At 36.6% G+C, this 26,539-nt stretch carries 28 protein-coding genes; 12 read left to right on the top strand and 16 right to left on the bottom strand.

The features are described 5' to 3' along the window. Nucleotides 1-335: 335 nt before the first annotated feature. From P2Q73_RS12935 to P2Q73_RS12925, 3 genes are all read left to right on the top strand, one after another. Nucleotides 336-686 (top strand): hypothetical protein, encoded by a 351-nt coding sequence (locus P2Q73_RS12935; protein WP_056830803.1) that lies wholly within the window; start codon nt 336-338, stop codon nt 684-686. Between the two features lie 161 nt (nt 687-847). Further along, a complete protein-coding gene (locus P2Q73_RS12930; RefSeq protein ID WP_056830800.1) occupies nt 848-1,834 on the top strand; it encodes a ketoacyl-ACP synthase III in 987 nt (328 codons plus the stop codon). A 718-nt stretch (nt 1,835-2,552) separates the two neighbouring features. After that, nucleotides 2,553-2,720 carry a hypothetical protein gene (locus P2Q73_RS12925; RefSeq protein ID WP_172794362.1) on the top strand — a complete coding sequence of 56 codons (168 nt, stop codon included), beginning with the start codon at nt 2,553-2,555 and terminating at the stop codon, nt 2,718-2,720. A 348-nt stretch (nt 2,721-3,068) separates the two neighbouring features. Here the strand turns inward: P2Q73_RS12925 and P2Q73_RS12920 are convergent, their stop codons facing one another. From P2Q73_RS12920 to P2Q73_RS12895, 6 genes are all read right to left on the bottom strand, one after another. After that, nucleotides 3,069-4,583, bottom strand: a complete 1,515-nt coding sequence (locus tag P2Q73_RS12920; protein ID WP_275787847.1) for a glycosyl hydrolase family 18 protein — start codon at nt 4,581-4,583, stop codon at nt 3,069-3,071. A 252-nt stretch (nt 4,584-4,835) separates the two neighbouring features. Continuing rightward, entirely contained in the window at nt 4,836-5,516 is a 681-nt protein-coding gene (locus P2Q73_RS12915; RefSeq protein WP_275787844.1) for a cyclase family protein, read from the bottom strand. Nucleotides 5,517-5,528: 12 nt separating this feature from the next. After that, the gene (locus P2Q73_RS12910) at nt 5,529-6,575 is read right to left on the bottom strand and encodes a zinc-dependent alcohol dehydrogenase (RefSeq protein ID WP_275787841.1); all 1,047 of its coding nucleotides are present in this window, start codon (nt 6,573-6,575) and stop codon (nt 5,529-5,531) included. Beyond that, entirely contained in the window at nt 6,576-7,463 is an 888-nt protein-coding gene (locus tag P2Q73_RS12905; protein ID WP_275787838.1) for a 3-hydroxyacyl-CoA dehydrogenase NAD-binding domain-containing protein, read from the bottom strand. 14 nt (nt 7,464-7,477) lie between these two features. After that, nucleotides 7,478-8,080, bottom strand: a complete 603-nt coding sequence (locus P2Q73_RS12900) for a carboxymuconolactone decarboxylase family protein (RefSeq protein ID WP_275787835.1) — start codon at nt 8,078-8,080, stop codon at nt 7,478-7,480. A 190-nt stretch (nt 8,081-8,270) separates the two neighbouring features. Continuing rightward, nucleotides 8,271-9,605: a short-chain fatty acid transporter gene (locus P2Q73_RS12895; RefSeq protein WP_275787833.1), complete on the bottom strand. Its 1,335-nt coding sequence runs from the start codon at nt 9,603-9,605 to the stop codon at nt 8,271-8,273. A gap of 166 nt (nt 9,606-9,771) precedes the next feature. Here P2Q73_RS12895 and P2Q73_RS12890 point away from each other — a divergent pair, with 166 nt between their 5' ends. Next, a complete protein-coding gene (locus P2Q73_RS12890; RefSeq protein ID WP_053591428.1) occupies nt 9,772-10,092 on the top strand; it encodes a DUF3870 domain-containing protein in 321 nt (106 codons plus the stop codon). A 79-nt stretch (nt 10,093-10,171) separates the two neighbouring features. Here the strand turns inward: P2Q73_RS12890 and P2Q73_RS12885 are convergent, their stop codons facing one another. From P2Q73_RS12885 to P2Q73_RS12865, 5 genes are all read right to left on the bottom strand, one after another. Beyond that, on the bottom strand, nt 10,172-11,365 hold the full coding sequence (locus tag P2Q73_RS12885) for a thiolase family protein (protein ID WP_275787830.1): 1,194 nt from the start codon (nt 11,363-11,365) through the stop codon (nt 10,172-10,174). A 12-nt stretch (nt 11,366-11,377) separates the two neighbouring features. Next, complete coding sequence (locus P2Q73_RS12880) at nt 11,378-12,013, bottom strand: 3-oxoacid CoA-transferase subunit B (protein ID WP_275787827.1); 636 nt, start codon at nt 12,011-12,013, stop codon at nt 11,378-11,380. After that, nucleotides 12,006-12,692, bottom strand: coding sequence for a CoA transferase subunit A (locus P2Q73_RS12875; protein WP_053591431.1), 687 nt, complete (start codon nt 12,690-12,692; stop codon nt 12,006-12,008). The genes P2Q73_RS12880 and P2Q73_RS12875 overlap by 8 nt, the downstream gene beginning before the upstream one ends. Before the next feature lie 13 nt (nt 12,693-12,705). Further along, a complete protein-coding gene (locus P2Q73_RS12870) occupies nt 12,706-13,422 on the bottom strand; it encodes a carboxymuconolactone decarboxylase family protein (RefSeq protein ID WP_275787823.1) in 717 nt (238 codons plus the stop codon). Between the two features lie 197 nt (nt 13,423-13,619). After that, on the bottom strand, nt 13,620-14,453 hold the full coding sequence (locus tag P2Q73_RS12865) for an alpha/beta fold hydrolase (protein ID WP_275787820.1): 834 nt from the start codon (nt 14,451-14,453) through the stop codon (nt 13,620-13,622). A gap of 467 nt (nt 14,454-14,920) precedes the next feature. Between P2Q73_RS12865 and P2Q73_RS12860 the strand changes: the two genes are divergently transcribed. Beyond that, complete coding sequence (locus P2Q73_RS12860; RefSeq protein WP_053591434.1) at nt 14,921-15,922, top strand: LLM class flavin-dependent oxidoreductase; 1,002 nt, start codon at nt 14,921-14,923, stop codon at nt 15,920-15,922. Nucleotides 15,923-15,994: 72 nt separating this feature from the next. On the opposite strand, the gene P2Q73_RS12855 is transcribed toward P2Q73_RS12860, so the two are convergent. Together P2Q73_RS12855 and P2Q73_RS12850 are read right to left on the bottom strand one after the other, a co-directional pair. Further along, on the bottom strand, nt 15,995-16,561 hold the full coding sequence (locus P2Q73_RS12855; protein ID WP_053591435.1) for an NADPH-dependent FMN reductase: 567 nt from the start codon (nt 16,559-16,561) through the stop codon (nt 15,995-15,997). A gap of 12 nt (nt 16,562-16,573) precedes the next feature. Beyond that, nucleotides 16,574-17,632, bottom strand: a complete 1,059-nt coding sequence (locus P2Q73_RS12850) for an LLM class flavin-dependent oxidoreductase (RefSeq protein WP_275787814.1) — start codon at nt 17,630-17,632, stop codon at nt 16,574-16,576. Between the two features lie 187 nt (nt 17,633-17,819). On the opposite strand from P2Q73_RS12850, the gene P2Q73_RS12845 reads away from it, so the two are divergent. From P2Q73_RS12845 to P2Q73_RS12835, 3 genes are all read left to right on the top strand, one after another. Continuing rightward, on the top strand, nt 17,820-18,167 hold the full coding sequence (locus tag P2Q73_RS12845) for a winged helix-turn-helix transcriptional regulator (protein WP_275787810.1): 348 nt from the start codon (nt 17,820-17,822) through the stop codon (nt 18,165-18,167). Between the two features lie 140 nt (nt 18,168-18,307). Then, a complete protein-coding gene (locus P2Q73_RS12840) occupies nt 18,308-18,976 on the top strand; it encodes an SOS response-associated peptidase (protein ID WP_275787938.1) in 669 nt (222 codons plus the stop codon). A 220-nt stretch (nt 18,977-19,196) separates the two neighbouring features. After that, complete coding sequence (locus P2Q73_RS12835; protein ID WP_275787806.1) at nt 19,197-19,814, top strand: class I SAM-dependent methyltransferase; 618 nt, start codon at nt 19,197-19,199, stop codon at nt 19,812-19,814. Here the strand turns inward: P2Q73_RS12835 and P2Q73_RS12830 are convergent. Beyond that, nucleotides 19,811-20,374, bottom strand: a complete 564-nt coding sequence (locus P2Q73_RS12830) for a TVP38/TMEM64 family protein (RefSeq protein ID WP_056830773.1) — start codon at nt 20,372-20,374, stop codon at nt 19,811-19,813. The two genes, P2Q73_RS12835 and P2Q73_RS12830, sit on opposite strands and share 4 nt — an antisense overlap. Nucleotides 20,375-20,549: 175 nt before the next feature. Between P2Q73_RS12830 and P2Q73_RS12825 the strand changes: the two genes are divergently transcribed. From P2Q73_RS12825 to P2Q73_RS12810, 4 genes are all read left to right on the top strand, one after another. Then, entirely contained in the window at nt 20,550-21,389 is an 840-nt protein-coding gene (locus P2Q73_RS12825) for a pentapeptide repeat-containing protein (protein ID WP_275787804.1), read from the top strand. Nucleotides 21,390-21,716: 327 nt separating this feature from the next. Continuing rightward, on the top strand, nt 21,717-22,682 hold the full coding sequence (locus P2Q73_RS12820; RefSeq protein ID WP_275787802.1) for a quinone oxidoreductase family protein: 966 nt from the start codon (nt 21,717-21,719) through the stop codon (nt 22,680-22,682). Nucleotides 22,683-22,816: 134 nt separating this feature from the next. Further along, nucleotides 22,817-23,449, top strand: coding sequence for an FMN-dependent NADH-azoreductase (locus P2Q73_RS12815; RefSeq protein ID WP_275787799.1), 633 nt, complete (start codon nt 22,817-22,819; stop codon nt 23,447-23,449). Between the two features lie 143 nt (nt 23,450-23,592). Then, complete coding sequence (locus P2Q73_RS12810) at nt 23,593-25,200, top strand: thiamine pyrophosphate-binding protein (RefSeq protein WP_275787796.1); 1,608 nt, start codon at nt 23,593-23,595, stop codon at nt 25,198-25,200. 66 nt (nt 25,201-25,266) lie between these two features. On the opposite strand, the gene P2Q73_RS12805 is transcribed toward P2Q73_RS12810, so the two are convergent. Beyond that, nucleotides 25,267-25,554 carry a YiaA/YiaB family inner membrane protein gene (locus tag P2Q73_RS12805; protein ID WP_275787794.1) on the bottom strand — a complete coding sequence of 96 codons (288 nt, stop codon included), beginning with the start codon at nt 25,552-25,554 and terminating at the stop codon, nt 25,267-25,269. 117 nt (nt 25,555-25,671) lie between these two features. Then, a complete protein-coding gene (locus tag P2Q73_RS12800) occupies nt 25,672-26,454 on the bottom strand; it encodes an ABC transporter substrate-binding protein (RefSeq protein ID WP_275787791.1) in 783 nt (260 codons plus the stop codon). Nucleotides 26,455-26,539: the final 85 nt, after the last annotated feature.

The following is a 26,539-nucleotide window of genomic DNA, read 5'->3' as shown; positions in this document are numbered from 1 at the left end:
AAATCTGTTTTAAATCTTAATTGTTAATAGTTAAAACAATTTTTGCTCCCTTTTCTTGATTAATTTGAATTGAATGGAAGAAGTGCAACTTCCTTTTTTGTAGATAAAGGTGATATAGTTTATGGAATTTTACTATATCAACACTAATTTTAAATTCGAATATTTAAAAACATTGAATAGATATTAACAAAAATTGTTATATGACGATAGTTAAAGAGAGAAGTTTTTCGGCATCTACGTCTAAAGTAGGGTTAATATTTTAAAAAAAATTTCCTATTTAAACTAATGACGAAATGCAACTTTTCACAGATTTTAATAAGGAAGTGGTTTAAATAATGGCAGAAGGAACTTACACAATGAACGTAAATCTCGCTAAGAAAACTGTTGATATGATGGTAAGCGGGACTTTTACTCCTGAAAAAGCTCAACAATTTATTAATGATTATCAGAATAAGTTATCATCAATAAATGCAAGCGAATTCGTCTTGGAATTTAATTGTAGTGATTTGGATGTAGTGACAAAAGAAATGATACCAGATCTTGAAAATTGTTTAGCACTTTATAAATCTTCTGGATTTAAGAAAGTAGAAGTAGGTATTAGGAAAAGTGCTATAATCTCCATGCAATTAAAACGCTTGGCGAATAATGTAGGGCTAACTACGTTTGAGGTAATTCAAAAATATTAATTTTTACAAAAAGGTAAGGGGCTATTAAAGGATCCTGCCTTTTTTATTTGATATTTACATAACAAAACTCGTAACTTAATGTACTAAAATGATTAAGCTTAATAACAAGATATGTAATTGTATATAATACTAAAATTTCATTCGAGAGGTTTCTTACGACTATGACTAACATTAGAATTAAAGCAGTGGATGTTTACCATGCAAAAAAACAAGTAAACAATGATGTTTATCTTGAACACTTTAAAAAACAAGGAAATGATATTACAAATTTCTTAAATATTATGGGAAGAAAAGAGCGTTATGTCATTGATAATCATGAAGAAAATACGATTACAATGGCGATTGAAGCAACAAATCGAGTGTTGAAAAAAGTAGGATTAGAAGGTAAGGATGTAGATATGATTGTTTTTTCTACTCAAGTACCTGAAGTGACTGTTCCAACCAACGCTATGTTCATTCATAATGCCATTCAAGCAAAAAAAGGAACAGTAATTTTTGATATGAACGCAAATTGCGCTGGTATGTCAATTGCAGTAGAACAGGCGTCCCGATATATGAAATCCAATCCACATGTTAATACCGCACTTGTGGTAGGTTCTGATTATCTATCATTAGTGGCTGACCCAAAAGATGCAATGACGTATGCTAACTTTGGGGATGCTTCTGCTGCTATTATATTAGAAAAGACTGAGAATGAGGCAGGATTTATCGATGCGATGTTTGAAGTAGACTCAAGTAACCGAAACAATATTTTATATCCACAAAAGGGATTATCTCAAACAAATAAAGCGGGTGAAAGTGCAGAATTCATGCTTTGGCAGCCATTTGATGGAGCGATGTCACTCCCTTATACGTATGATATGTTTGAAGCCATTCTAGAAAGAAATCAACTTAAAATTGATGATGTAGATGCGTTCTGCTTATCTCAATTTGCTAAAGTGAATATTGATAAAATTCAAAGCCATTTTGATATACCTGAAGAAAAATTTATTTATGTAGGAGACAAGTATGGATATACTGGTACAAGCAGTCCTTTTATTGCTCTTCATGAAGGAATCGAATCAGGAAAGATAAAGCGTGGAGACTTAATATTATTTTGGACAATCGGTGGCGGTCACGAGTTCATTACTATGTTATTTAGATATTAAACAATGTAAATATTCTTAAAGTAAAGGGCGTAGATTCAGGAGAATCTACGCTCTATTTGTTAATTTAATTGTATTAACGAGGCAGGTTGGTTTAAGAAGGATAGTGTGAGTCATATGTAGAATAGGTAATTTAGGGGTGATGATAATGAGTAAACCAAGGGAAGCAACGCCCAAATATCTTATAATGATGTCTCTAATTTTTGGCTTATTGGTAATTAGTCAAAGCGTTCAAGTTATTTACACACCCTATACATTTGTTAGAGTCGTAAACCTAATAGCTATAATATTTCTCTCTTCAGCCATTGGGGCTTTTATAAGAGAAATATTTATTTTAAAGAAGACAAAGTTAAGTAGTAATTAAATTATTAAATTCGAGTAATATAAAGCTTTATTAATGAATTAATGGAGCAGGATAGATGGAGAAAATCTAATTTTCATAAAGGCTAAAATGCTGAAGCATATTACTCAACTTTATTTTTTTCTCAAATGGTTTAAACTAAATCAGATTGTGAAACATTGCACTTCAACTAACAGGTAAAATTTAATAAATTTATTTTTCAACTATTGGTGTTTAGTTGAAGAAACGGCTGCTTTAGAGGGCAGCTTTTTCTTATGGAATAATGAAGATGGTAACGTCCAAGTAACTTTTTGTTTAGAGATATATGTCAAAGGGTAGACATTTGTTAGAACGTTCAACACATTAAAAGGAGGAACTAACATGGCAGATTGGAAAAAGAAATTATTGGCTAGTGGACTAGTAGGCGGGTTAGTGCTTGGCGGAGTGGCTGGTTGTGGGGACGGAGTTGACCAGGATAATGGAGTAAATGATGGTGAAGAGATGGATGATGTAGATGATGGAAATAAAAATGAAGAAGAAGGTAAGTAATAGTGTCTCTATCATAATAAAGATGAAGACCAATTGACGAGAAATATTGCCTTAACTAAAAACATTTATGCGTTACTTTTAACCCCTTTTTTACTGACAATATAGAGGAAGAAAAGATTGCCCTTTAAATTGGGCAATCTTTTTTTTGTGTATGCTTACAAAAGCATACAGCATGAAATCGTCTGATAGATGTTTTAAAACTTTACCTTAGAGCATTATAAATGCCTATCCGTTTAATTGCTTTAGCGCATATTACAGATGGGATAGCTCTAAGTAAATGAAGAATTAAAAAAACAACCTGAGTCAACGGACACAGGTTGTAAAAAAGGTGCTTAAAACTCTAAACAATTAATTGTTGAAATGGTATACATCCCAAACGTCGGGTGTTTCAGAACCAATATACCATGCTGCTGCACCACCTAGGTTATATTGTTTGACCAAGTTAACGCGAAGCTCGATGGATTGTTTATCCTCAATCCAAATCTGGTGCTTCTCTCCGTTTGCTGTATATTCTACATAATTTTGCTGAGTATTTCGATCCCAAACTTTGTTAAGTCCTTTTGATGAGATAATTTGCTCGACCTCATTCATTGTACGGTCAATACTTCTTACTTTTTTTGTCGATAAATTAGTCACCCATTCCCTTGTATAAAAGGGCATCCCCAAGATGATCTTATGAGAGGGTACTTCGGACATTAATAACTCAACACCTTCTTCAATCCAAGGCATCGAAGCTACAGACCCCGCGATCGGGCTGTTTCCCCAATGCTCGTCATAGCCCATCAAAACGATATAGTCAGCAACCTTACCTAGCTCTTTGCGGTCTAAACTTCCAGACCAAAAAGGATCGCTGTTTTCTCGAGTGACGTCAACAGATACTTTAATTCCATTAGGTTGAAGAGCTTTTTTAAGTTCGGTTATGAAGAGAACATAATCTTGCTTGTTTTTCGGATGTATGTTTTCAAAATCCACATTGATTCCATCACTTTTTGTTTGGACTAAAGAGTCCTTTAACGCCATGACTAGTTTCTTACGATTTGCAGCATTATTTAATACTGCGTCAGTCAAGTCAGGATCGAATTTATTCCCAAATAGTGGCCAAACCTTTTTGCCCTTGCTGTGTGCATCCTGCAGATATTTTGTATCGGCTGAAATGGAAACAAAATTGCCTGAATTGCTTAAAGTATACCAACGTGGTGACACTACATTTAAATTTGAATGGTTCAATTGTTGGGCATAGCTCTCGGAACTCCCACTATACTTCCAACCCATAACAATTCGTTCCTGATTTTTTTGTTGTAAAAGTGATTTCTTAACCCATCCTTTTTTACCGTCTAGCAACTGAACTTGTAGATAATAGTCAGGAATGTTTAACTTTTGCCCTTCCAGTATGTTTGAAGAAGGCAAATTGTTCAATTCGATCAAATCATTAGTAGATACTCCGTACTTAGTGGAAATTTTCCATAAAGTATCTCCTTTAATAACCGTATATACTTGGTAATTCTGAGGAATTATTAATTTCTGGCCAATTCGAATTTGGGTCGTAGTAAGCTTGTTCGTCTTCTGAAGCCGACTCAATGAAATCCCATATTGGTTTGAGATTTTCCATAATGTGTTCCCGACAACTACAGTATGGACTCCCGCAGTAGTTGAATCTCCCTTTATAGTGGACAGAACAGGAAATTCTTCACCTCTTTTTAAAGTTGTAATAACGGTTGAACCTTGTTTAGGTAAACTTAATACTTTAACGTTATCTATTTGAACAGACCCAACAGAAAGAGAAGTACTGGAGGCCTCACCTTTTATAGTTTCGAAACTTAAAACTAATATTAATATAAAAATACTATAAAGTATCTTTTTCACTTAATCTCATTCACCTCTAATTTGAAAATAGTATTAGAACCTTCATAGGTTACTATGGATTAAATTTAATAGATACAGGTACTTTGTGGTAAGGTAGCCAATAGTGTACGGTACTACTTAATTTGGTAGCTTTAAAAAGATGGTTGTGGAAAAAGCATTGTCAATAATGAGGCAAACAGCTTGTAGATAATAACCTAATGTTAAGTAAAAAAATACTCTTTCTATAAAGAAAGAGTATCCTTGAATTCAATATTATTTAATAAATGCGACAGCGCGAACCGGTGATGCTGTAGCGTTCTTAAGGTTCAGCGGAAGTGCAATGAAAGTGAAATGCTCGTTTAAAGGAAGCAAATGTAAATTGACTAAGTTTTCCACAATATAGATAGGTACGCTTAATATCTTAAGATGTACTTCGCGCATCATATTGTCGTGAACGTCGATATTGGCTAAATCTAATCCAACACATTTTACTTTTTTTTCAATGAGCCAATCACCGGCACAAGGTGCAAATGCATGTTCTTCATAAAAGGATCCTTCTCCCCATGAAAGTTTACGAGTACGTGTGAGGACAATGTCGTTAGGTTGAACGGTTATCCCTTGGCGTTTTTCCGCTTCCTCTAACATTTCGCGTGTTACAGCTTGGAAAGGATCTTTAAAGTCAGACACGTCTAATAGCACAGCTTCTCCATATGCTTTTGAGAGATCCATATCAGAAGTAGATTCGCCATCGCGAATAAAATGTAAAGGTGCATCGATATGTGTTCCACTATGATCAGACATTTTTAGCATTCGTGACTCAAAGCCTTCACAAGGAGGCACATAGCGATGACCAGAATTTTCAAAAGTGGATTCCTCTGCAATAGCGATTGGTGGATGTGATGTATAAGAGCGAAGTCCATCGTAAATTTCTAAAGTTAAATCAATGAGTTTCAAGTAAATTCCTCCTTACATTTTAATGACAACCTTACCTGTAGCTTTATTTAAAGCACTTTCAAAGCCCTGTAGACAATCTTTAAAGGGCACAGTTTGTGCAATTAGTTTTTGGAAAGGGTAGCGGGCGTCTGCTGCGAGTAATAATATGGCTTCATAATTTGCTTGTGTAATGCCATAACTTCCTTTAATAGAGATCTCGCCACGAACGATTTGATCCATTGGAACAGAAAAACTAGCTGGATTAATGCCAACTAAAATGAGTTCACCACCTCTTTTTAAAAGGCGAAGGGCTGCATTTGGAATAGATGGATGTCCCGAACAATCAATAATAGCATCAAAACCTTTAAACTGTTCATGTGGAATATCCCCTGCGTTTTGATAAGTCTTTGAAACACCAATGTCTTTTGCTAGTTGAAGGCGATTTTCGTCAACCGCAGTACCCAACATCATCACTCGTTCATTACCAGCGCCTACTAATATGGCCGCTACACCTAATCCTATGGGACCTGGACCAACTATTAAAATCGACATCTTCTCAAAGTTTTCTATTTTAGCCACTGCGGTATAGCTAACAGCTAGTGCCTCTGAAATCGCTGCTACTTCATCAGTTACTGTATCCTGGATAGGAATTAAATTCTTCTTGTCGACAACCATGTATTCTGCCATTCCGCCTGCTTCACGAAACCCATAACGTAATGCCTCGGTCGGCGTTTTTATATATTTATAATCATCGAAATCACAGCGATTACTTTCCCCTGCGAGGCAGAATTCACAACTACCACAGCTTTTATATGGATTAATGACCATACGTTGTTGTTGGGGGACTTCACCTTCACCAACGGCAACCACTGAACCAGTTACCTCATGACCTAAGATAAGTGGATAGGTTACCCAATCATAGCCTCCATGTCCATCATACATATGCAAATCACTTCCACAAATGCCCACTGCATTTACTTTCAATAAGCTTTGATGGGGTTCTAACGCAGGTATTTTGTAGGTCTCAAATTTAATATCTTTTGGAGCTGTTGTATTTTTCACTAGCGCTTCGTATTGCATTTAGTTATCCACCTCTCCATCCTGAGCTGATACTGCCCTAATAATATTTAATAGAACATCCTCTTTATGGGCTAGATATTGTTTTTTATTGATTGTAGACCAATCATAAAATCCTTCGTTTGTCTTCATTCCCAATTTTCTATTTGCTATTAAGTCTTCATGAACAGGTAATGGTTCCGTACCATTCTCAAGCGTAGGATAAACATATTTGACAATAGCCATATGTGTATCCAGGCCATTAATATCACGCTGTTCGAGAGGGCCGGTATTAGCTAAGCGAATCCCTAAACTCCATTTAGCGATGAAATCCAGTTCTTCTGATGACACTATGCCATTTTGGACAAGTGACATTGCCTCTCGTGAAAGTGCACTTTGAAGTCGGTTTGCCACAAATCCCTGAATTTCTTTTTTCAATAGTACAGGCTTTTTATTAATGGATTGTAGAAAATTCATTGTTTTTTGGATGTGATGTGATTCTGTGAAAGCACTTGGCACGACTTCTACTAAAGGAGTAATATGTGCTGGTGAAAAGAAATGCGTGCCAATCACTCTGTTTTTATGTTTTACGTTTTTCGCAATAGAGCTAATTAGATAGCTAGATGTGTTCGTACAAAAGGTAGTAGAAGTAGGGAAGTAGTCGTCAATTCTTTCGAAAAGCTGTTGCTTTGCTTGTAAATTTTCCGTAATAGCCTCGATAATAAAATCTACTTCGTTACATTCCTCGATTGTTTCTAAAAATTGTACTTCTTGAAATGTTTTATCTGCCATCAATTCCATACGCCGTGATGCAAACTCTTCTAATAACGACACTTTTACTTGTGCTTTTAAGAAATATTTTGTCAGTGCGGCCCCCATAAAGCCACCGCCAATTACGCATACATGTTGCAAAAGGAAACACCTCTTTAATCATTAAAAATGGCTTGAATACCAACTGCATAAATGCAGGTTGTTTTAATATCTTCTAATACTGCGTCCGTTGCACCTAATTGAATCGCATTCGTTTTATGAATATTAATTCCTTTTGGGTATTGATCACAAAGGTTAATAGCATATAAAAGCAATTCCTTTAAATGACGTGAAACTACACCGTCACGAAGGGAAGTAGTACGTAAATTGCTATACTTTAATAATGTGTCGGGTGCATAATCTACTAAATACTGAATCCATTTTGGTAGTTGCTCAAACTCTGATTGATAATAGCTTACACAATCTTCTTGAGTTGAAAATGCGGATACATTCTGTGCCTCTATCGATGATTCAGTCTCTCCTGTTATTTCAATGGCCTTAGAAATAGCATCGATACCAGATAACCAAGTTGGGATTCCACGAGAAATAATTGCAGCAGAAATCAGTTCAGCAATCTCGTTGACCGTATTACCAGCATCAATCGCCACTTCTGTGAAATGAAGCATTGCTTGTTCTTCACGGCGAGCGGCAAATAAACCAACTAATAGTAAAGACTTTTCTTTTTTAGACAATGAAGAATCTTGAAGTAAAGAGTGCATAACTAAACCTCCGTTTATATAAAAGGGCCATTGTTATAAAAACAAGGCCCTTTTTTTATTAGAAAATGTTCAGACTTCAGCGCCTTTCCCCTCGGGACCCCCGCAGGAAGTGGGTCATGCAGTCGTTGCGACACGATGTCGCGAACTTAGACTGTATTCTCCTATAACTAGGCGCTTGCGAATTTCTTGATTAGAATAGGTAAGACCAAGCTAGTGTAGCAACAATATAGACTATTCCTACATAAAACATAATCATTACTAAAAAGCCCATAATGTCTTTTAATTTTAAACGGGATAGTGCTAGTGCTGGTAAAATCCAAAATGGTTGTACTAAATCATTCCAAGCGTTACCAAGCATAACGGACATCGAAGTCTCTCCAAGTGAAGTTCCCAGTGCTTTTGCTGCATCAATCATGAAAGGTCCTTGTACAGCCCAGTGACCGCCCGCAGATGGAGCAAAGAAGTTGATGAAGAAAGAACTAATCAAGCCCCAAAACGGTAATGAATGTTGAGTAGAGATGTCAACGAATACTTTAGCTATTGTATCAACTAAGCCTGATGCAGCCATGATCGCCATAATACCAGCATAGAATGGGAATTGAAGAATGATACCAGATACCGTTTTAATACCATCTGATAGATGCTCCGTATATTTTGCAGGAGTACCAAGCAAAATAATCCCTAGGAATAAGATAATAAAGTTAAGAATATTTAAATCTAATGATTTTCCATTAGCAAAGTAAACAATGACATAAATAATTCCTAAAGTACCAATCAAATAAGAAAGTACTCGGCTATTATTTAATTTGTTAGCAAATGTATTCTCTTCAAGTATTTTTACTTTTTCTTTTTTAGAATCTAAATATAAAGCAGGATCAATTTCAATAACGTTTTTTGCGTCTTTTGGATGAAGCATAGCGTTAAATAACGGTAATGTGATGAATAAGAAAATAGCTGTAAGAATCATTGGTAAACTAAAAATAGTTTCCGATAAAGCAATCAGACCCATATTTTCTTCCAAGAAATGGCCAGGTGTTGAAATTAAAATTGGAATAGAAGCTGAAAGACCTAAGCCATAAAATGTGAAACCAGAATAGGCGGCAGCAATAATCAATGGATAGTGGACACCTTTTACTTTTACTGCTAATTTTTTAGCGATAATACCACCAATTACAAGCCCGAAACCCCAGTTTAAGTAACTACCGATACCACCTACTAGTGTAGCAACAATAATAGCCGTCTTAGGTGTATGTACCTTACTTGCTATTTTATTTAAAAAGCGATCTGTAATAGGTGCTGTTGCTAATACATAACCCATAGCTAAAATTACAGCCATTTGCGTGGTGAAGGCTAAAAGATTCCAAAAGCCGCCACCCCATTCAGTTGTTAAATCGAGGAATGAGATATCTTCAATTAAAAGTGCTAAAATAAAAGTTAAAATCGTTAAACCAATTGCAAATACAAATGGGTCTGGCAAATATTTCTTCATTATGGAAGTGAAGAAATTCGTTAATCTTTCCATCATAAAATCCCCCTAAAAATTGTTAATAATTTGTTTGATAAGCGAACAAGTACTCCCGTAAAATGCTTTTGTTCCATTTGAGCAAGAATCTAAATTTGCATAAGAATGGCTAATTTTCAGAATAACTGTGCTAGAATATATCTAGTTAAATTAACGGAGGTTCCTATTTATGCAAAAATTAAATACTATACTAGTGACTGCGTATGCTAAAGCCCCACAAGGTACATCTATGTACGAGATCTATAAACACGCAGGGATTGTGCTTGAGATTGACCAACAAACACATAAAATAGTAGATGCTGAATTCACGTTTATTACTGGTTTAGCACAAGATTTCTTTAAACGAATGATCGTTGATTTTGACTTTACATCGGATGTAAATATATTAATTGAGCGTATTGAAGAGCATTATATAGCTCCATCAAGTGGATCTGTTATTGTTGCTTTAAAATCTGCACAGAAAAGATATTTAGAAAAGCTGGCTAAATAGGATCAGTTAAACGTTGTTACGTAATATTAAAGCGGTTTCATTTTTCTTAGAAAGAGAATTCTTAAAAAGAATTCTCTTCTTATTTTGCTTGGCAATTTTCAACGATGGTTGTTATTCCAAGTCCACCGGCGATACAAAGGGTAACTAATCCATAACGCTTGCCGGTCCGGGCTAGTTCATGAATAAGCTTCGTCATTAAAATAGCACCAGTTGCACCAATTGGGTGTCCCATTGCAATAGCACCACCATTAGGGTTTACTTTGCTTTGGTCTAAACCTAGTTCTTCGATAACCGCTAATGACTGGGAAGCGAAGGCTTCATTAAGTTCGATCACATCAATATCCTCAATGGAAAGCCCAGCTTGTTTTAGTGCTTTTCGAGTTGCTGGAACTGGCCCAATACCCATAATAGAAGGGTCTACACCAGCAGCAGCTTGGGCGATGATTTTTACCTTAGGCTGAAGTCCTAGCGCTTCGGCTTTTTCTTTCGACATTATTAGAAGAGCCGCAGCTCCGTCATTACGACCACTTGAGTTAGCAGCAGTAACGGAACCCCCTTCACGAAAAACAGGTTTTAAAGTCGCTAGTTTTTCCAAAGGCGTCAACCGTGGGTGTTCATCCACCTGAAAGATTTCAGTCGATTTACGTGTTTTAATTTCGTAAGGGACAATTTGCTTTTCAAAGTAGCCATTTTTAATAGCGTTTTCTGTACGACTTTGGCTTTGAAACGCAAATACATCTTGTGCTTCACGAGAAATGGAGTATTTTTCAGCTAAGTTTTCAGCTGTCTCGCCCATAGTTTTTAGCCCATAGGATTCTGGTTGAGAGCCAGGCTGACTTTCCGTATTTGGATCTAATAGGAGACTATTTCCTACATTTAGCCCGTATCGAGCATTACGAATATAGTAAGGTGCTGTACTCATAGATTCTGTACCGCCTGCAATAATAACATCACTTAACCCTAGAGCTATCTGTTGTGCGGCATTATTAATAGATTGTAAGCCAGAACCACATTGACGATGCACTGTGTAACCTGGTACTTCAAGCGGTATGTCTGCACGTAATGAAGCAAGGCGGGCAACATTGGACTGATCCGCGCTCTGTTTTGCTTGACCTAAAATCACTTCATCCACTTCATTTGGGTCAATTTGCGTGCGAGCCAATAATTCTTTTATAACAGCAGCACCTAAGTAATCAGCAGTCTGATTCATTAGTGAACCGCCGAGTTTTCCAATTGCAGTACGAACTCCTTCTACAATTACTACTTCCTTCATGTGGCTTCCTCCTTAATTCAATGCATTGATGAAACGAGCTTCCGTATTTGCTTCAACTGTTTCTAAATCCACCCCTGGCATTAATTCAACTAAATGCAATTGACTGTCGATGAATTTAAAAACCGCTAAATCAGTAACTATGATGTCTACACTACGTGTAGAGGTAATAGGGTAATTACATTCCTTTAAGATTTTACTTTTTCCATCTTTTGATGTATGAGTCATGGTTACAATGACCTTGCGAGCTCCAACGAGTAAATCCATTGCGCCGCCGACACCAATAATATTTTTTCCTGGTACTGCCCAGTTAGCGATACGTGCGTGTTCATCTACTTGAAGAACCCCAAGTATTGCTACGTCCACATGACCACCGCGAATCATCGCAAAAGATGCTGCACTATCAAAATAAGAGGCACCAATAGCTTCTCCAACTGCAAATTTACCTGCATTGACGATATTTGGGTCTATATCTTCTTCGTGTACATCTTCCACGCCGAGCATTCCATTTTCAGTGTGGAAGAAAACATGGTTATGTTCTACATAGTTGGCCACAAGTGTTGGAATCCCAATACCTAAGTTAATAATTTGCCCATGCTCTAATTCTTTGGCTGCACGTTTGGCAATAGCTTCTTGAATTGGATTAGCCATGTTCGATGACACCTTCCTTTGTCAAAATCTTTTTCGCTAAGATGACGCGATCAACGAATAGGTGGGGTGTAACGATTTCATCACTTTTTAGTTCGCCAACTTCTACAATTTCATCCACTTCCACAATTACCGTTTTAGCAGCAGTTGCCATAATAGGGTTAAAGTTACGTGCAGTTTTGTAATATACAAGATTGCCTAATGTATCCGCTTGATAAGCACGAATAATTGCTACATCTGCCTTTAACGCCTCTTCTAGTACATATTCTCCGTCGTCAAACATTTTTGTTTCTTTACCTTTTGATAAATTTGTTCCATAAGAGGTTTTTGTATAATACCCAGCAATTCCTGCGCCACCTGCTCGAATGGATTCAGCTAATGTACCTTGTGGCAATAAATCGATCTCGATTTCACCACGTTGGAAAGCATCGCCTACGTCTCGATTTCCAGTAAAATAAGAGCCAATCGCTTTTTTTACTTTCTTTTGTTCTAGCAATTTTCCTAAGCCTTTACCTTGTTCACCGAGGTTATTACTAATAATGGTTAAGTCTTTTACCTCAAGTTCTACTAAAGTATCAATTAGTGTCAGAGGACCACCTACAAGACCAAAGCCCCCAACCATAATCGTTTGACCAGTTTGGACACAATCCAGTGCCTCTTCCGCTGAGTTATAAATTTTCATCTTTTTCACTCCGTTATTTTTGAATAAGTGCGTCACTGATTTCGAACCAGGAAGGAATACCGGCTGTCAAAAGACAAATGTATCCAAGTTCAGCTAAGCGAGGTTCATCTACGCCTTTTTCACGTGCTTGTTTTGCCCAGTAATCTGTTTCTGCATTTTGTAAAACCGTCGTGTATATGCCAGTCATTAAAATGTGTTTCATTTGTTCATTGACTATATTTGATTCAAGTAATTTAGCAGATAAAGCGTTTTCATCACCATTCACAAAAAGAGAGATGAGCTGTTCGTAGTAACTTTTACTTTCTTCGGTGGAAGTGAAATTTGCATAATAACGAACAATATCTACAGCTTTAGCATCATGTAGAATTTTTTCAGCATGTGTGCCAGTTAGCTCAAGTGCATACTCAAAAGATTGAAGACCTATTTGTAATGCTTTTTCTCCACCGTAGTTATAGGCAACAAGTAAATACTCAGCCAATTCTCCAAGAGTAGCACCGCCATCGATTGCACCTTTTGTATGGTAAACCATGCTTCGAGCATAATGTCGAGCTGAATTAATGCCAACTAGTAAAATATCTTTTTCTTTTACAGAAAGGACTCCCTCAGCCATTGCTGCACCACGTAATGCTGTGTAGTGATCTAACATTGCCGGATTGTAATCATGCATTTTTTGTACCCATCCCGGTACAACATCATAAACTTTTTTAAAGTACTCTAATCCAGTTGCCATCTATTTTCACTCCTTAAACAAAATAAAAAGGCCACACTACTCTCATGAACACGTAACATAAGTGTCATTTGAGAGTAATGAGGCCAACAGTCAAGTGGGGAAGAACAAAGAAAGGTTATTTCCTTGTAGCCACCTGATAGGCTTTATATATGATTAATTAAATATTCACATAAAGTTCGACAAATTTCAATCTTTTTTTATAATTTATTTACAAAATCTTTTATAGTTGGGTTAACATCGCTACGTTCTTCGAATACAAGTGTGTAATGATTGCTGTCAGACGTAACTTTATGAATATCTTTTGCGTATTGTTGTGTTTCAATATAAGATTCAGCTAAAAATAACGCAGGCATTGCACCAATACCACCTGTAGAATGTACTAATAACACTGGGCATTCTATATTAGCAAATATTTCCGCTGGTTTATATTCGTAGAAACTTTGGAAGTCTTGTCGAATCTTTGTTTCATCGGATTTATTCTCCCAGTGCCCATCTACTTCAGCTATCTCATAGCGACCAACACTTTCCATATGCTCATCCCAAACTACTCCGAGATTGCTATAGATTTTTTTTATTTCCTCCAAATAGGCTTCTGCAGATTCATAATGTTTACTAATGCGTCCTAGAGAAGGCTCCACTATTTGTCGTTGATGATCCGTACATGTGGCAGCACCATCAAGTAAAATGACTCCTTTTACATCATCGCGTTTACTAGCGACATTTGCCATAATGAACCCACCCATTGAGTAGCCCATTAATATGGGATTTTGTATATTTAACGCATCGATTAGATCAATAATATCTTGCGTATGTTGCTCAATACCTGTATTTTCTGTAGCGGCGGAACTATTTCCACGGCCTCGTAAATCGACAGAAATAAATCGGTAATCTCCTTTAAGTAATTCAGCATAGTAATGTAGTTGTTTACTATTTCCTGTTAAGCCATGCGCTCCGATGATGACCCCTTGTGTTCCCTCATATTCAGCATAGGCTAGCGTACCACCATTGACTTCGATTGAACGATATTCCATATGTATCCTCCTTATGTTAAAAGTCTAAAATTATTTGTACACCTACTTTCAGAAAATGTCAAAATATTTTTATAGATTTAACGAAGAAAATGGCAGAATCCACATAGCCTATATCTATTAAAAAGCCCGCCAGCATTAAGGCAATCTTTGACAAGAGTGTAGTAAAATTTGCATAATTCAGTCTGGCGATTTTGGGGCTAAAAAGTTATGCAAATATTTAAAGCACTTAAAGAATTGTAAAGCAGAATAATACTTAGAAAAACAGTTGGAACAAGTTACTTTTAAACTTTAAAAGAACTAATAGTACCGATTAAATTTCTTGATAGTATTGATATATTGTTGCTTGCGTAGACTACTAATTAGAATCTATTGGATATTAATTTTTTGAGTGGAGCATATAAATTTGTTTCTTAAGTTCTTATGTTTACAATGGAATAGAAACTTTTCAAAGAAAGGACAATTCTTAAATGTCAACTATACAAATACCTATATCAGTCTTAAATTTGGCTCCAATTCGCAAAGGGCAAGGACCTAAAGAAGCCATTGATGCAATGGTTGACTTGGCGCAAGCAACGGAGAAAATGGGATATACAAGATACTGGATTGCGGAGCATCATAATACTCCAACACTAGTTAGCTCCGCTACCTCTATTTTAATAAAACATACATTAGAAAATACCGAACATATACGGATTGGATCAGGCGGAATAATGCTACCTAACCATTCTCCTTTAGTAGTTGCAGAACAATTTGGTACAATGGCGACCATCTATCCTAATCGATTAGACTTGGGTCTTGGACGGGCACCCGGTACTGACCAACTGACGGCAACTGCACTAAGACGATCTCAAAATAATTCTGTCTATACATTTCCAGAAGATGTAAAGTCATTGCTAACGTATTTTGGGCCTGAAGAGTTCCAAGGTTATACAAAAGCTTATCCAGGTGTCGGCACGAATATTCCTATTTATATTCTCGGTTCATCGACAGATTCAGCTGTGTTAGCCGCTAAATTAGGCCTGCCATATGTATTCGCAGCACACTTTGCACCAAGACATATGGAGGAGGCAATTTCAATTTATCGAAATAATTTTCAGCCTTCTTCATACTTAAATTCTCCGTATATGATTGTTTGTCTAAATGTGATTGCAGCTGAAAGTGATGAAGAGGCAAAGTTTGAATCGACAACAATGCAGCAATTTTTCTTGAATGTTGTACGTGGCTCACAAATGCCGTTAAGTCCTCCAGTTGAAAACATGGATTCCCTATGGAGCCCATCTGAAAAAGAAATGGCTACATCGATGTCCAGTATGATTATGTTAGGAGATAAAAATTCCATTCGAGAGCAGTTAACCAATTTTCAAGAGAAGTATGACGTGGATGAAATCATGGCAGTATCTTATATTTATGATCCTGCCAAACAGAAACGTTCATATGAAATTTTAAAAGAAGTCGTCGATGGCAATTAAAGAGGTAAATAGAAGAGCATGCTTTAACAATCAAAGCATGCTCTATCTATTTTTCGTATTCATTATTAGCTTTTAAAAATCGTATTCGGCTTCTTTTGCTTCTCGAATTTTAGTATAGGTTTCCGTTAATACAACAGTATCTTCGACTAAACGATCGATTCGGAAGAAAACATCGTCATTAACGATTTCTTTCCGAATGAAATCCCTTTCTTCTATGAACACGTACGTTTGAACAATTTGAGATTTCATATACGATAATATAGGCTTTAGTTGTTGCTCTGCAATTAAGTAATGCTTGGCTGAACCTGCTGTTACAATCATACTCACCACTTTATCCCGAAAAGCATTAACGGGGAGCAAGTCAAAAATGTTTTTGAGTGTAGCAGGGATGGATGCTTGAAAAATAGGAGTTCCAATAATGATTGCATCGGCTTCCATAATTGTTTTTGCCACATACCCGGTGTCGCCCTCATATTCTAAATAATTCCGACCGTCACTGAATTGAACGTCATATTCTGCTAAATCTATTAACGTCACTTCTGCATCTGGATATTTTTCAGTGATAGTTTTAAATGTATAATTCATAGCAGTACGCGTTTTCGAGCCCACTCTAGAACCTGACAATCCTACAATTTTCATGTTTGGGGCCTCCTAATCTTTTGCTGTGTATTTTTTAATTGCCGGTAAGATTTCGGTACCGATCAATTCAATATTTTTTACTAATTTTTCATATGGTATACCACCAAAATCCATTTGTGCAATATAACGTTGGTGACCAAATAGTTCATGCTGATAGAGAATTTTTTCAATTATTTGCTGCGGGCTACCAATATTCATCACATCACGAGGATCTGCCCCTTGTGCAAAATGTTGTTTTGGATAGCCTCGTCCATTAATTAACTGCATCCCTTGATTCACGTAAGGGTAGGTCTCACTCTGTGCCTGTTGAGTGGTTTCGGCAGCATAGAAAAAGCCGGCAGTTGCAACTGGAAGAGTTGATGGATCAAAGCCGCTACGCTCGGAAGCCTCCCGGTAAGCATCAATAGAATATTTAAAGCTTGTAGCAGGTCCACCTAATGTAGCAAGCATCATCGGAACACCAGCGTAACCAGCCTTAATAGCACTAGCTGGAGGTCCCCCAACTGCACGCCAAATAGGTAATGAGCCGTTTTTAGGACATGGAATTACTCTAGCGTTATTTAATGAAGCGCGGAATTTCCCGTTCCAATTGACAACTTCCTCTTCATTTATTTTCAATAACAGATCAAACTTTTCTTCATACAACTCTTCGTAATCGCGAACGTTATACCCCAACAAATCAAAAAGACCTACACGAGATGCACGTCCAGCTATAATTTCAGCTCGCCCTTTAGAAATTAAATCAATCGTTGAAAAATCCTCATACACACGAACAGGGTCAGACGTACTAATAATGGTAGAGGAGCTCGCGATTTTAATTTTACTAGTTGCCTGGGCTATTGCTGCTAACACAACAGAGTGTGCCTGCGTTGCAAAATACTCCTGATGGCTTTCTCCGACACTAAAAAAGTCTAAACCTGCTTGCTCCGCTAGCTTGGCCAAATCTATAATCTCATGTATACGTTGTTCAGCTGAAATACGTTCACCTGTAAGTGGATCTGGGATATGGTCACCAAGAGTATACAGTCCAAATTCTAGACCCTTACTTTGGTCAATTCGATATTTTTTCATTTATATCAACCCTTCTATTAATAAGTATGTGTTATTTATTTCGTACTTACTTTACTTGTGTCTGATTTCACTATCTTGCTTTCAAATTTCTTTGAATGATGATAGTATAATCTGAAACGATATTTAATATAAGTACGTACTTAAAAGTGGTATAGTATACAAAAGGATACTAAGGAGCGAATATATATTGGAAATGCAGCCAGAACTATGTCGTGTAGAAGATGCTTTAGGTATATTAGTTGGGAAATGGAAGCCAATTATATTATTAATTCTATTGCAAAATGGAACAAAACGATTTAGCGATTTAAAAAGAAGCATACCAGGAATTACTCAAAAAATGCTTACAAATCAGCTTCGCGAATTAGAGGAAGAGGATATTATTACTCGTAAAGTGTACCCTCAAGTTCCTCCCAAAGTGGAATATTCCATCACGGAATACGGAAAGAGTTTAGAACCGATTTTAGTTGCAATGCATGATTGGGGAACAGCTCATACACTTCATAAAATGAAAAAAAAACAGCAGACTTTAGGGTAAACTGAAGTATTACCTACTTATGCAAGATAATGAAAACAATAATCTGTACCCTATAGAATGCCACTTAAAAAGTGTGATCTATAGGGTGCTTTTGTATAATGATAAAAATAGGCATTGGGAAGAAAGAGGTAGTGTGGGTTATGTGTGGTCGTTATACGTTATTTACAAATTACGAACAGCTTATGGATCGCTTTGATGTTGCTGTCGCAATGGATGAAGAGTTCTATGCACCAAGTTTCAATATTGCACCTTCCCAACAGGTTGTTGCAATTATCCATGATGGAAAAAGCAATCGCATGGGTCAGCTAAAGTGGGGACTTGTTCCGTCCTGGTCAAAAGACGAAAAAATAGGTTATAAAATGATAAATGCTCGAGCAGAAACAGTAGATGAAAAGCCTAGTTTTCGTCAGGCATTCTTAAAAAGACGTTGTTTAATTCCTATGAATTCTTTTTATGAGTGGAAAACGACAACCTCTGGAAAAGTGCCAATGCTAATTAAAATGAAATCGGATGAACTTTTTACGGTTGCAGGATTATGGGAAATGTGGAAAGCGCCGGACGGTAAAAGTATTTACACTTGTACCCTTCTGACAACGGAAGCTAATACTTTAATGGAGGACATTCATCATCGTATGCCTGTTATATTGAATCAAGAGAATGAAAAGAATTGGTTGGATTCTCTTCAGGACATAGATGAATTAAAAAGCATGTTGGTGCCTTATGATGCTTCTTTAATGGAAGCCTTTCCTGTCTCAAGTGAGGTCAATTCACCAAAGAATAATCACATAGGGTTATTAAACTCATTATAAAAGGGGCCATATGAATGGTCCCTTTAATAACTCTAGTGATATTATAACTTCTGATTATATCCATGGAGGAGATAAGCTTAATTCGCGCACAGCCTTTTGATTTATCTTTATAGAAGGAATTCACACATTTTTATTGAATTAAGATAATGGTTGATTTTATAAATAATACTATAATAGATTCGACTTTGCACGGACGTTAATGGATAGAGGAGGTCCAGTCTTGGATAATTTTTGGAATAGGATAATTTATAAAATTTGGTCTCCTATGTATGATAAGTTTTTTAATTCGGGTGCTTTTTTAAATGGTCGAAAAGAAGTGTTTAAGGAAACACATTTTAAGAGCGGACAAAAAATACTATTTGTTGGTGTAGGCACTGGCGCTGACTTAGAATTAATAAACCATGCAAATTTTGAAATTACTGCAGTTGATTACTCGACAGAGATGTTAAACCAAGCAAGAACAAAATTTGTAGATTCCTCCATTCAATTTTTAGAGATGGATGCACAACATATGGAATTTGAAAGTGAATCGTTTGATTATATTGTTGCCAGTCTAATTCTTTCTGTAGTGCCTGATGCCGATAAATGCTTTAGGGAAATGACAAGAGTTTTAAAATCGGAAGGTGACATAATTATTTTTGATAAATTTGTTCCAAAAAATAAAAAGCTATCATTGCCCAAGTCAATACTAAGACCGATCATAAGGATTTTAGGAACTGATATAGGCTTAAGCTTCGAAGAACTTTTCATAAGAAATAATGAAAATATTTATATAAAAGAAGACAAGCCAATTATGTTGAAAGGAATGTATAGAAAAATAGTAATTCACAAAAATTAACTGCCGCTGTTGTTTTTCCTTTTCTTTCTAATCCAAAAGGGCGTAATAATAATTAGGAACAAGACCATAAATCCATATAAATAACTCGAAGGAACATTTTTTACAATTCCAAAGACAATTGCTATCTCAATGGCAACTGCGGGAATCTTACCAATCGTACTTGCCCCCATGAAAAACCATCCACTAATGGAGGTCAATGAAGCTCCTGCGGTAACTAATCCGGATGGAACAAAAGGAATAATTCTAAATAAAATAACGAAGGAAAATACCTTCCAAGGAGAGCTGTTTTTTATTGCCTTAAAAATAGAATGATTAAACCATTCCTGCTGGACCTTTGAAAATCCCCAGCGATATAAATGAAACCCAAACAGTGCTCCGAGAATTTCTCCCGAAAATGTTAGAATGGTTCCCCATATTAAACCAAGTGCATCTATATTTATGGCAGTAACGAAGAAACTTGGCACAAAACCAATTGCCCCAAGGAATAAATTCAACAGGAGTAATAAAAGGAATTGGAGGGGGCTACTCAATGTTGGAATATGTTGTATAAATTCTTCCATAGATTACGAACCACCTATCCTTTAGCTATTCCGTTCTCTTGCTGCATTATACATCGCTTTGTTAACAACATCAATCTAACCTTCTCCTAATTAGAATAGGAATAATTTTACTTCCTATATACATCTCCTAAATGTATTATTTATATGGTACAAACTAATAAAGGAAGTGTAGATATTGTCTAAACATAGATCAATAAACGACAATATTAAAAATAAATTAAAAGCTGATTGTGGAAACTGTTTTGGACTGTGTTGCGTAGCTTTACCTTACGCAAAATCAGCTGATTTTCCATTGGATAAAGACGGAGGTACTCCTTGTTCCAACTTGCAATCCGATTATCGCTGTGGAATACATCAAAACCTTAGAAATGAAGGATATAAAGGCTGTACAGTTTATGAATGCTTTGGCGCAGGGCAAAAAGTATCCCAGTTCACATATAAAGGGAATGATTGGAGAGATAATCCTTCAACCGCTAAGGAAATGTTCGATGTCTTTCCTATCATGCAGCAACTTCATGAAATACTTTTGTATTTAAGTGAAGCGCTTTGTCGAGAGGAGACAAAGCCTATATATAGAGATTTAGAAGAGGCTTTGGAAAAAACGGAGGAACTTACTCAATTGCCTCCCCAATCAATTTTAACTATTGATGTCCATGCCCACAGAGCGGCTGTTAACGAATTCCTTTTGCGAACAAGTGAACTTGTAAGATCTAAAGCTCCAATAAAGAAGCAGAAAAAGATTGGTCGGGGAATAGAGCTATTAGGAGCAAACTTAAGAGGAGCAGATCTTAGAGGAGCAAACCTTAGAGGTGCGTTTCTTATTGCGGCAAACTTGCAGAATGCGGATTTGAGGATGTCTGATTTTATCGGAGCAGACTTGAGAGACGCTGACATAAGTGGAGCAAATTTAACGGGAAGCATTTTTCTTACTCAAGCACAAATAAACGCTGCAAAAGGAGATAGAAATACTAAGTTACCATCCTCCTTAAAAACACCTTTTCATTGGACTAATTAAACAAATAATAGAGTGGTTGCTTTGTGAGGAATTTCTGGAAATAGTCAACACTCATCAAATAAAAGGGAGCTTACATAGAATTAGGAGAGCATCTATTTTTTAATTATCTCAAAAGCAGAATATAGCCGTAAGATTACCGAAAAGAAGGGTTGGTCGTGATGGAAGTTACGAACAACCCTTCAAAAAATTCTACGTTAATGGTGTGGGAATATTGTTTTCAAAGGGAGCGATTAGCTCTTTTTTTTTACCGAAAAGACCCATTAGTTGTTTCTAATTCTTAGTTCATTTAATATTATTTTTAAAATTAATCTAACGAGGAGCGTTCACATGAAAGCACTGATCTTTGAGGAGTTTGGTGGACCGGAAGTACTGCAATATAAAGAAGTTTCTGACCCTATCATGAAAGAAAATGAACTATTGATAAGAATGAAAGCGATTGGATTGAACTTTGCTGATATATACAGAAGAAAAGGAAATTATCATCTTGCAGGTCAGCCTCCATATATCTTGGGGTACGAAGGGGCGGGTGTAGTGGAGCAAGTAGGAAAGGATGTAACGACCTTGAAGGTTGGTGATCGAATTGCTTTTGCAGATGTCCCATTTGCTAATGCTGAATTGGTCACCGTTCCAATAGATAAAGTTATACCGTTACCGATTGATATTTCCTTTGAAACAGCTGCTTCGGTTTTACTCCAGGGCTTAACCGCCCATTATTTAACGAAAGATAGTTACAAAATTACAGCGAATGACACTATACTTGTGCATGCAGCTGCAGGTGGAGTTGGTCAAAATCTTATACAAATAGGTAAGCTTTTAGGAGCAAAAGTTATCGGGCTAACCTCCTCAGTAGAAAAATCAAAAGCTGCATCCACGGCAGGAGCAGATTTTGTGTTTTTATATAGCGAAGATTGGATTGAACAAATCAAAGACGTAACAAACGGTCTAGGGGTAGACGTGGTTTATGAATCAGTCGGTTCTACCTTATTAGAAAGTTTTGAGGCTACAAAAGTAGGTGGAACAGTCGTATTTTATGGTATGTCGGGTGGCAATCCTGCTCCGATAGATCCGAGAATGCTAATGGATACTTCTAAAACACTTACAGGTGGGGATCTTTGGAACGTTCTAACTTCATTTGAGGAAAGAAAAATTCGTTCAACACAGCTATTTGAGTGGATTAAAGATGGGAAAATAAAAGTGAATGAACCGACAACTTACTCATTACAGGATGGTGCTCAAGCGCACGCCATCTTAGAAAGTAGAATAAGTGTCGGGAAGATTTTATTAATACCTTAAAACAAAGTAATTGTGAAATGTATGTGACATTTTATAATAAAATTATTTATCTCGAAATCAAAGTAGTTTACAATCTAATAGACTATCTGTTAATATATCGTATGTTATCAATATAATTTTTGGAGGAATAACAAGTGAATATATTAGTAGTAAAAGCAAATAACCGTCCAGCTGCTGAAGCTGTTTCAAGTAAAATGTACGAAACATTTATGGAAAATATCGAAGGTGCAAATGTAACCACTTTTGATGTATTTAAAGAAGATATGCCTTACTTCGGTCAAGATCTTTTCAATGCTTTTGGAAAAGTTCAAAACGGTGAAGAATTAACTGACTTAGAAGCACGTCTTTTAGCTGCAAAACAAAAAGCTATGGACGCATTAACTGCTGCTGATGTAGTAGTATTCGCATTCCCTTTATGGAACTTAACAATTCCAGCACCATTACAAACGTTTATCGATTATGTGTACCAAGCTGGTTTCACATTCAAATACAGCGAAGAAGGTCAATTAGTAAGCTTAATGACTGATAAAAAAGCCGTTATTTTAAATGCACGTGGTGGCATTTACTCTTCTCCAGAAGCTGCACCAATGGAAATGTCTGCAAACTACATTAAAAATGTAGTAGGTGGCGTATTCGGTATGCAAATTACGGATGAAGTTATCATTGAAGGTCACAATGCAATGCCTGACAAAGCAGAAGAAATTATTGCAGCTGGTTTAGAAAATGTAAGAGTAGTTGCTCAAAGCCTTTCTAAACAATTAGTATAATTTAATTTCGTACTATAAAAAACGTTCACAAGTCTAATGATGACTAGTGAACGTTTTTTTATATTTACAGGTCAAATGTTTATCCCATTTATATAAGGGAAAATACTTGATAATTAAATTGTTAAAAGGAGAGGTTATTTTGTATGGGTAAAACTGTTGCCGAGGTTGTAGTGGATCAACTGTCTTTATTGGGGGTTAAGCGAATTTACGGAGTTGTTGGGGATGCTATTATCGGGTTATTGGATGCCCTGGACAAACAGGAGAAGATTCAGTTTATCCCTGTGAAGCATGAGTCGGTTGCGGCATTTATGGCATCTGCTGAAGCTAAGCTAACGGGAAAACTTGCGGTTTGTACGGCTACGATGGGACCAGGGGCAGCAAATTTACTGAATGGCCTTGGGGATGCTTATTCGGATAAAGCACCTGTGCTAGCACTGACGGGCCAGGCACCACTAAATAAAATAGGTACAGACTATCAGCAATATGTTGATCAACAAGAACTGTTTAAACCATTTGCCACTTTTTCCGCAAATCTTGCTAGTGAGGATGCAATTGTGGATCTACTCGTCAAAGCGTCCCAAATTTCCTTAGAACAGCGAACGGTCACACATATATCAATTCCAAAGGATTTATTTCAATTAGAAACAAAAAAGAAACCTCGAAAGTTACCGTCTGTGATAGAAGGAACGACCTCTTTTCAAATAGAAGATTTAAAAGAAATAGCGGAAGTAATGAAATCGGCAAAAAAACCTATGATTCTTGCTGGAGCAGGAGCTGTAAATGGATCTTCGTCTCTTGAAGAGCTTTCTAAAGCTTGGGGAGCAGGCATATTGGTAAGTCTAGGGGGAAAAGGAGTATTTAAGGAAGATACGCCACAACTTCTACAAGGAATCGGGGAAGGGGGAAATCCTCATGCAGCTGATGTATTCAAGGAAACTGATGTCGTTTTACTAGCAGGAGTGACATGGTGGCCAGAGGGCTATGTGCCTACAAATGCAAAGATTATTCAAATTGATACCCATTTTGAAAATGCTACAAAAGGTATTCCAGTTGAAATGGGTGTTAAAGGCAAAGTAGAGCATGTGGTTCCACTACTTTTACAAAGCTTAGTAGACTATCAGACGAATACCGAGTGGTTATCTCATATCGAAGAAACGAAAAGAAAATGGTCAAAACAAAACGAAGAAGAAGGTAAAAAATCTGGTTTCCCTGTCTCTCCTTCTCGCATTGTCCGAGCTATTGAAAAAACAATCGCTGAAGATGCGGTACTAACATTGGACACTGGAGATGTAACGGTTTGGTTTAACCGTAATTTCCGTCCTAATAGTCAGAGAGTATTATTTTCAGGCTATTGGCGCTCCATGGGCTTTGGACTTCCAGCTGCCATTGCCGCAAAACTGGAACAGCCTGAAAAGCAAGTGGTTGCTGTTGTAGGGGACGGTGGTATAGAGATGACGTTGGCTGATCTTCTAACTGCAACTCGCTATAACTTGGATATCACAGTAATCGTATTTAACAATGGTTCTTTACAAATGGAAATAGATAAAATGCAAGCAGCTGGAGATAGAGAACTAGGTACACAATTAACGAATCCAGACTTCGTTAGAGTGGCGGAAGCATGCGGGTGGACTGGTCTCCGAGCAGAAATAGATAGTGAATTAGAAACAATTCTCGAACAAGCAATTAGAACAAATGGTCCGACCTTAGTTGATATTCCAACCGCTCAGGAGTTCTTTCCAGAAACAAAGTGAAGCTGTAAAAAGAATAAAAACAAATAAAGTCCTGTGTTCAACTCGCACAGGACTTTTCATTAATAATTATGATTCTTTCGCATTTGAAGGGGCTGCTCTTACAGCGAGTCGTTCTTGTTCTTGCTCTGCAAGAATTTCGTTGTCTTCTGCGTTATCGCGAGTGACTTTTTGTGTAAGTATTGCTCCAACTGCCACTAATATCATTACGGCGATATAATATCCCTTTTCATTGAGCTCTAAATTATCTGCATTATAAAGACCGATGCTAAACATGAAGACGCCAGCGAATAAAGTAAAATAGGATAATACCGTGAATGCCATTGTATTACGCCTTCTATACCTTCTATTATTCATAAAAATCTCCTTTCTTCATTTCTAATATATATTCAGTAGTAAGGAAAAATTACCCTTTATCTTTAATTTACAGGAAAGACGTTTTTCAAACAAGATGTTTTGTAAAGAAAGAAATCATTAAAAATTGCTTATATATTCCTTGAAATATGAACCAGCAGTAACCATCTTCGCACCATACCAAAACATTTCTCCATCAACTAAAATTATTTTCGTGTTCGGAAGAAACGATTGAAATTCTGCTACATGTTTTTCTTGGAAAGGAAACGGTTCGGATGCCAAAAAAAGAACGTCAAGGTTAGCCTTTGCAAATTCTTCCTTTGAAACAGCAGGATATCTGGAACCAACTTTTTCAAATGGATTATGAAAACCAAGCGTATGTAAAACATCATTAATATAGGTAGTTCCACCAACAACCATATAAGGCTTCCGCCAAATGACATATGCCGCTTTTTTCTTTTCGTTACCAGGAACTACAGGGAATGAAAATTTACATGAGGTTATAAGCTCTTCTGCTTTTTGTTCTCTATTAGTAAGTGCCCCCAATGTTCTTATAAAACGATATGCATCCTTGATTGACTGTACTTCTAAAACAAATACTGGTGCAATTTTTTCTAAAGCTTGCACAATCTCTTTTGTATTTTCTTCCTTTTCAGCTAGAATCAAATCAGGTTGTAATTCCCGTATTTTTTCTTCGTTTACTTCTTTTGTACCTCCCACTATTTCTACTTTTTCCACCTTCTTTTGAGGGAAAATGCAATATTTCGTACGGCCGATTATTTCATTTTCTAAACCTAAAGCAAATAATGTTTCTGTAATCGCAGGACAAATGGAAACAATGCGGTTGGGGGAAGAAGTGACCTTCACTTCTCTTCCAAGATGATCAGTTAATAAATTAGTCATTACATTTCTCCTATTCTTTAAAAATATATAACTTCATACTTCGATATCCTCTAAAAATTGTCCTCTAAATCATACAATACTATTC

Origin of the sequence: Bacillus sp. Cr_A10 (assembly GCF_029222665.1) — a bacterium.
Classification (GTDB): Bacteria; Bacillota; Bacilli; order Bacillales_A; family Planococcaceae; genus Psychrobacillus.
The sequence above is the reverse complement of the archived record's forward strand: the minus strand, read 5'-3'. Positions and strand labels throughout refer to the sequence as shown.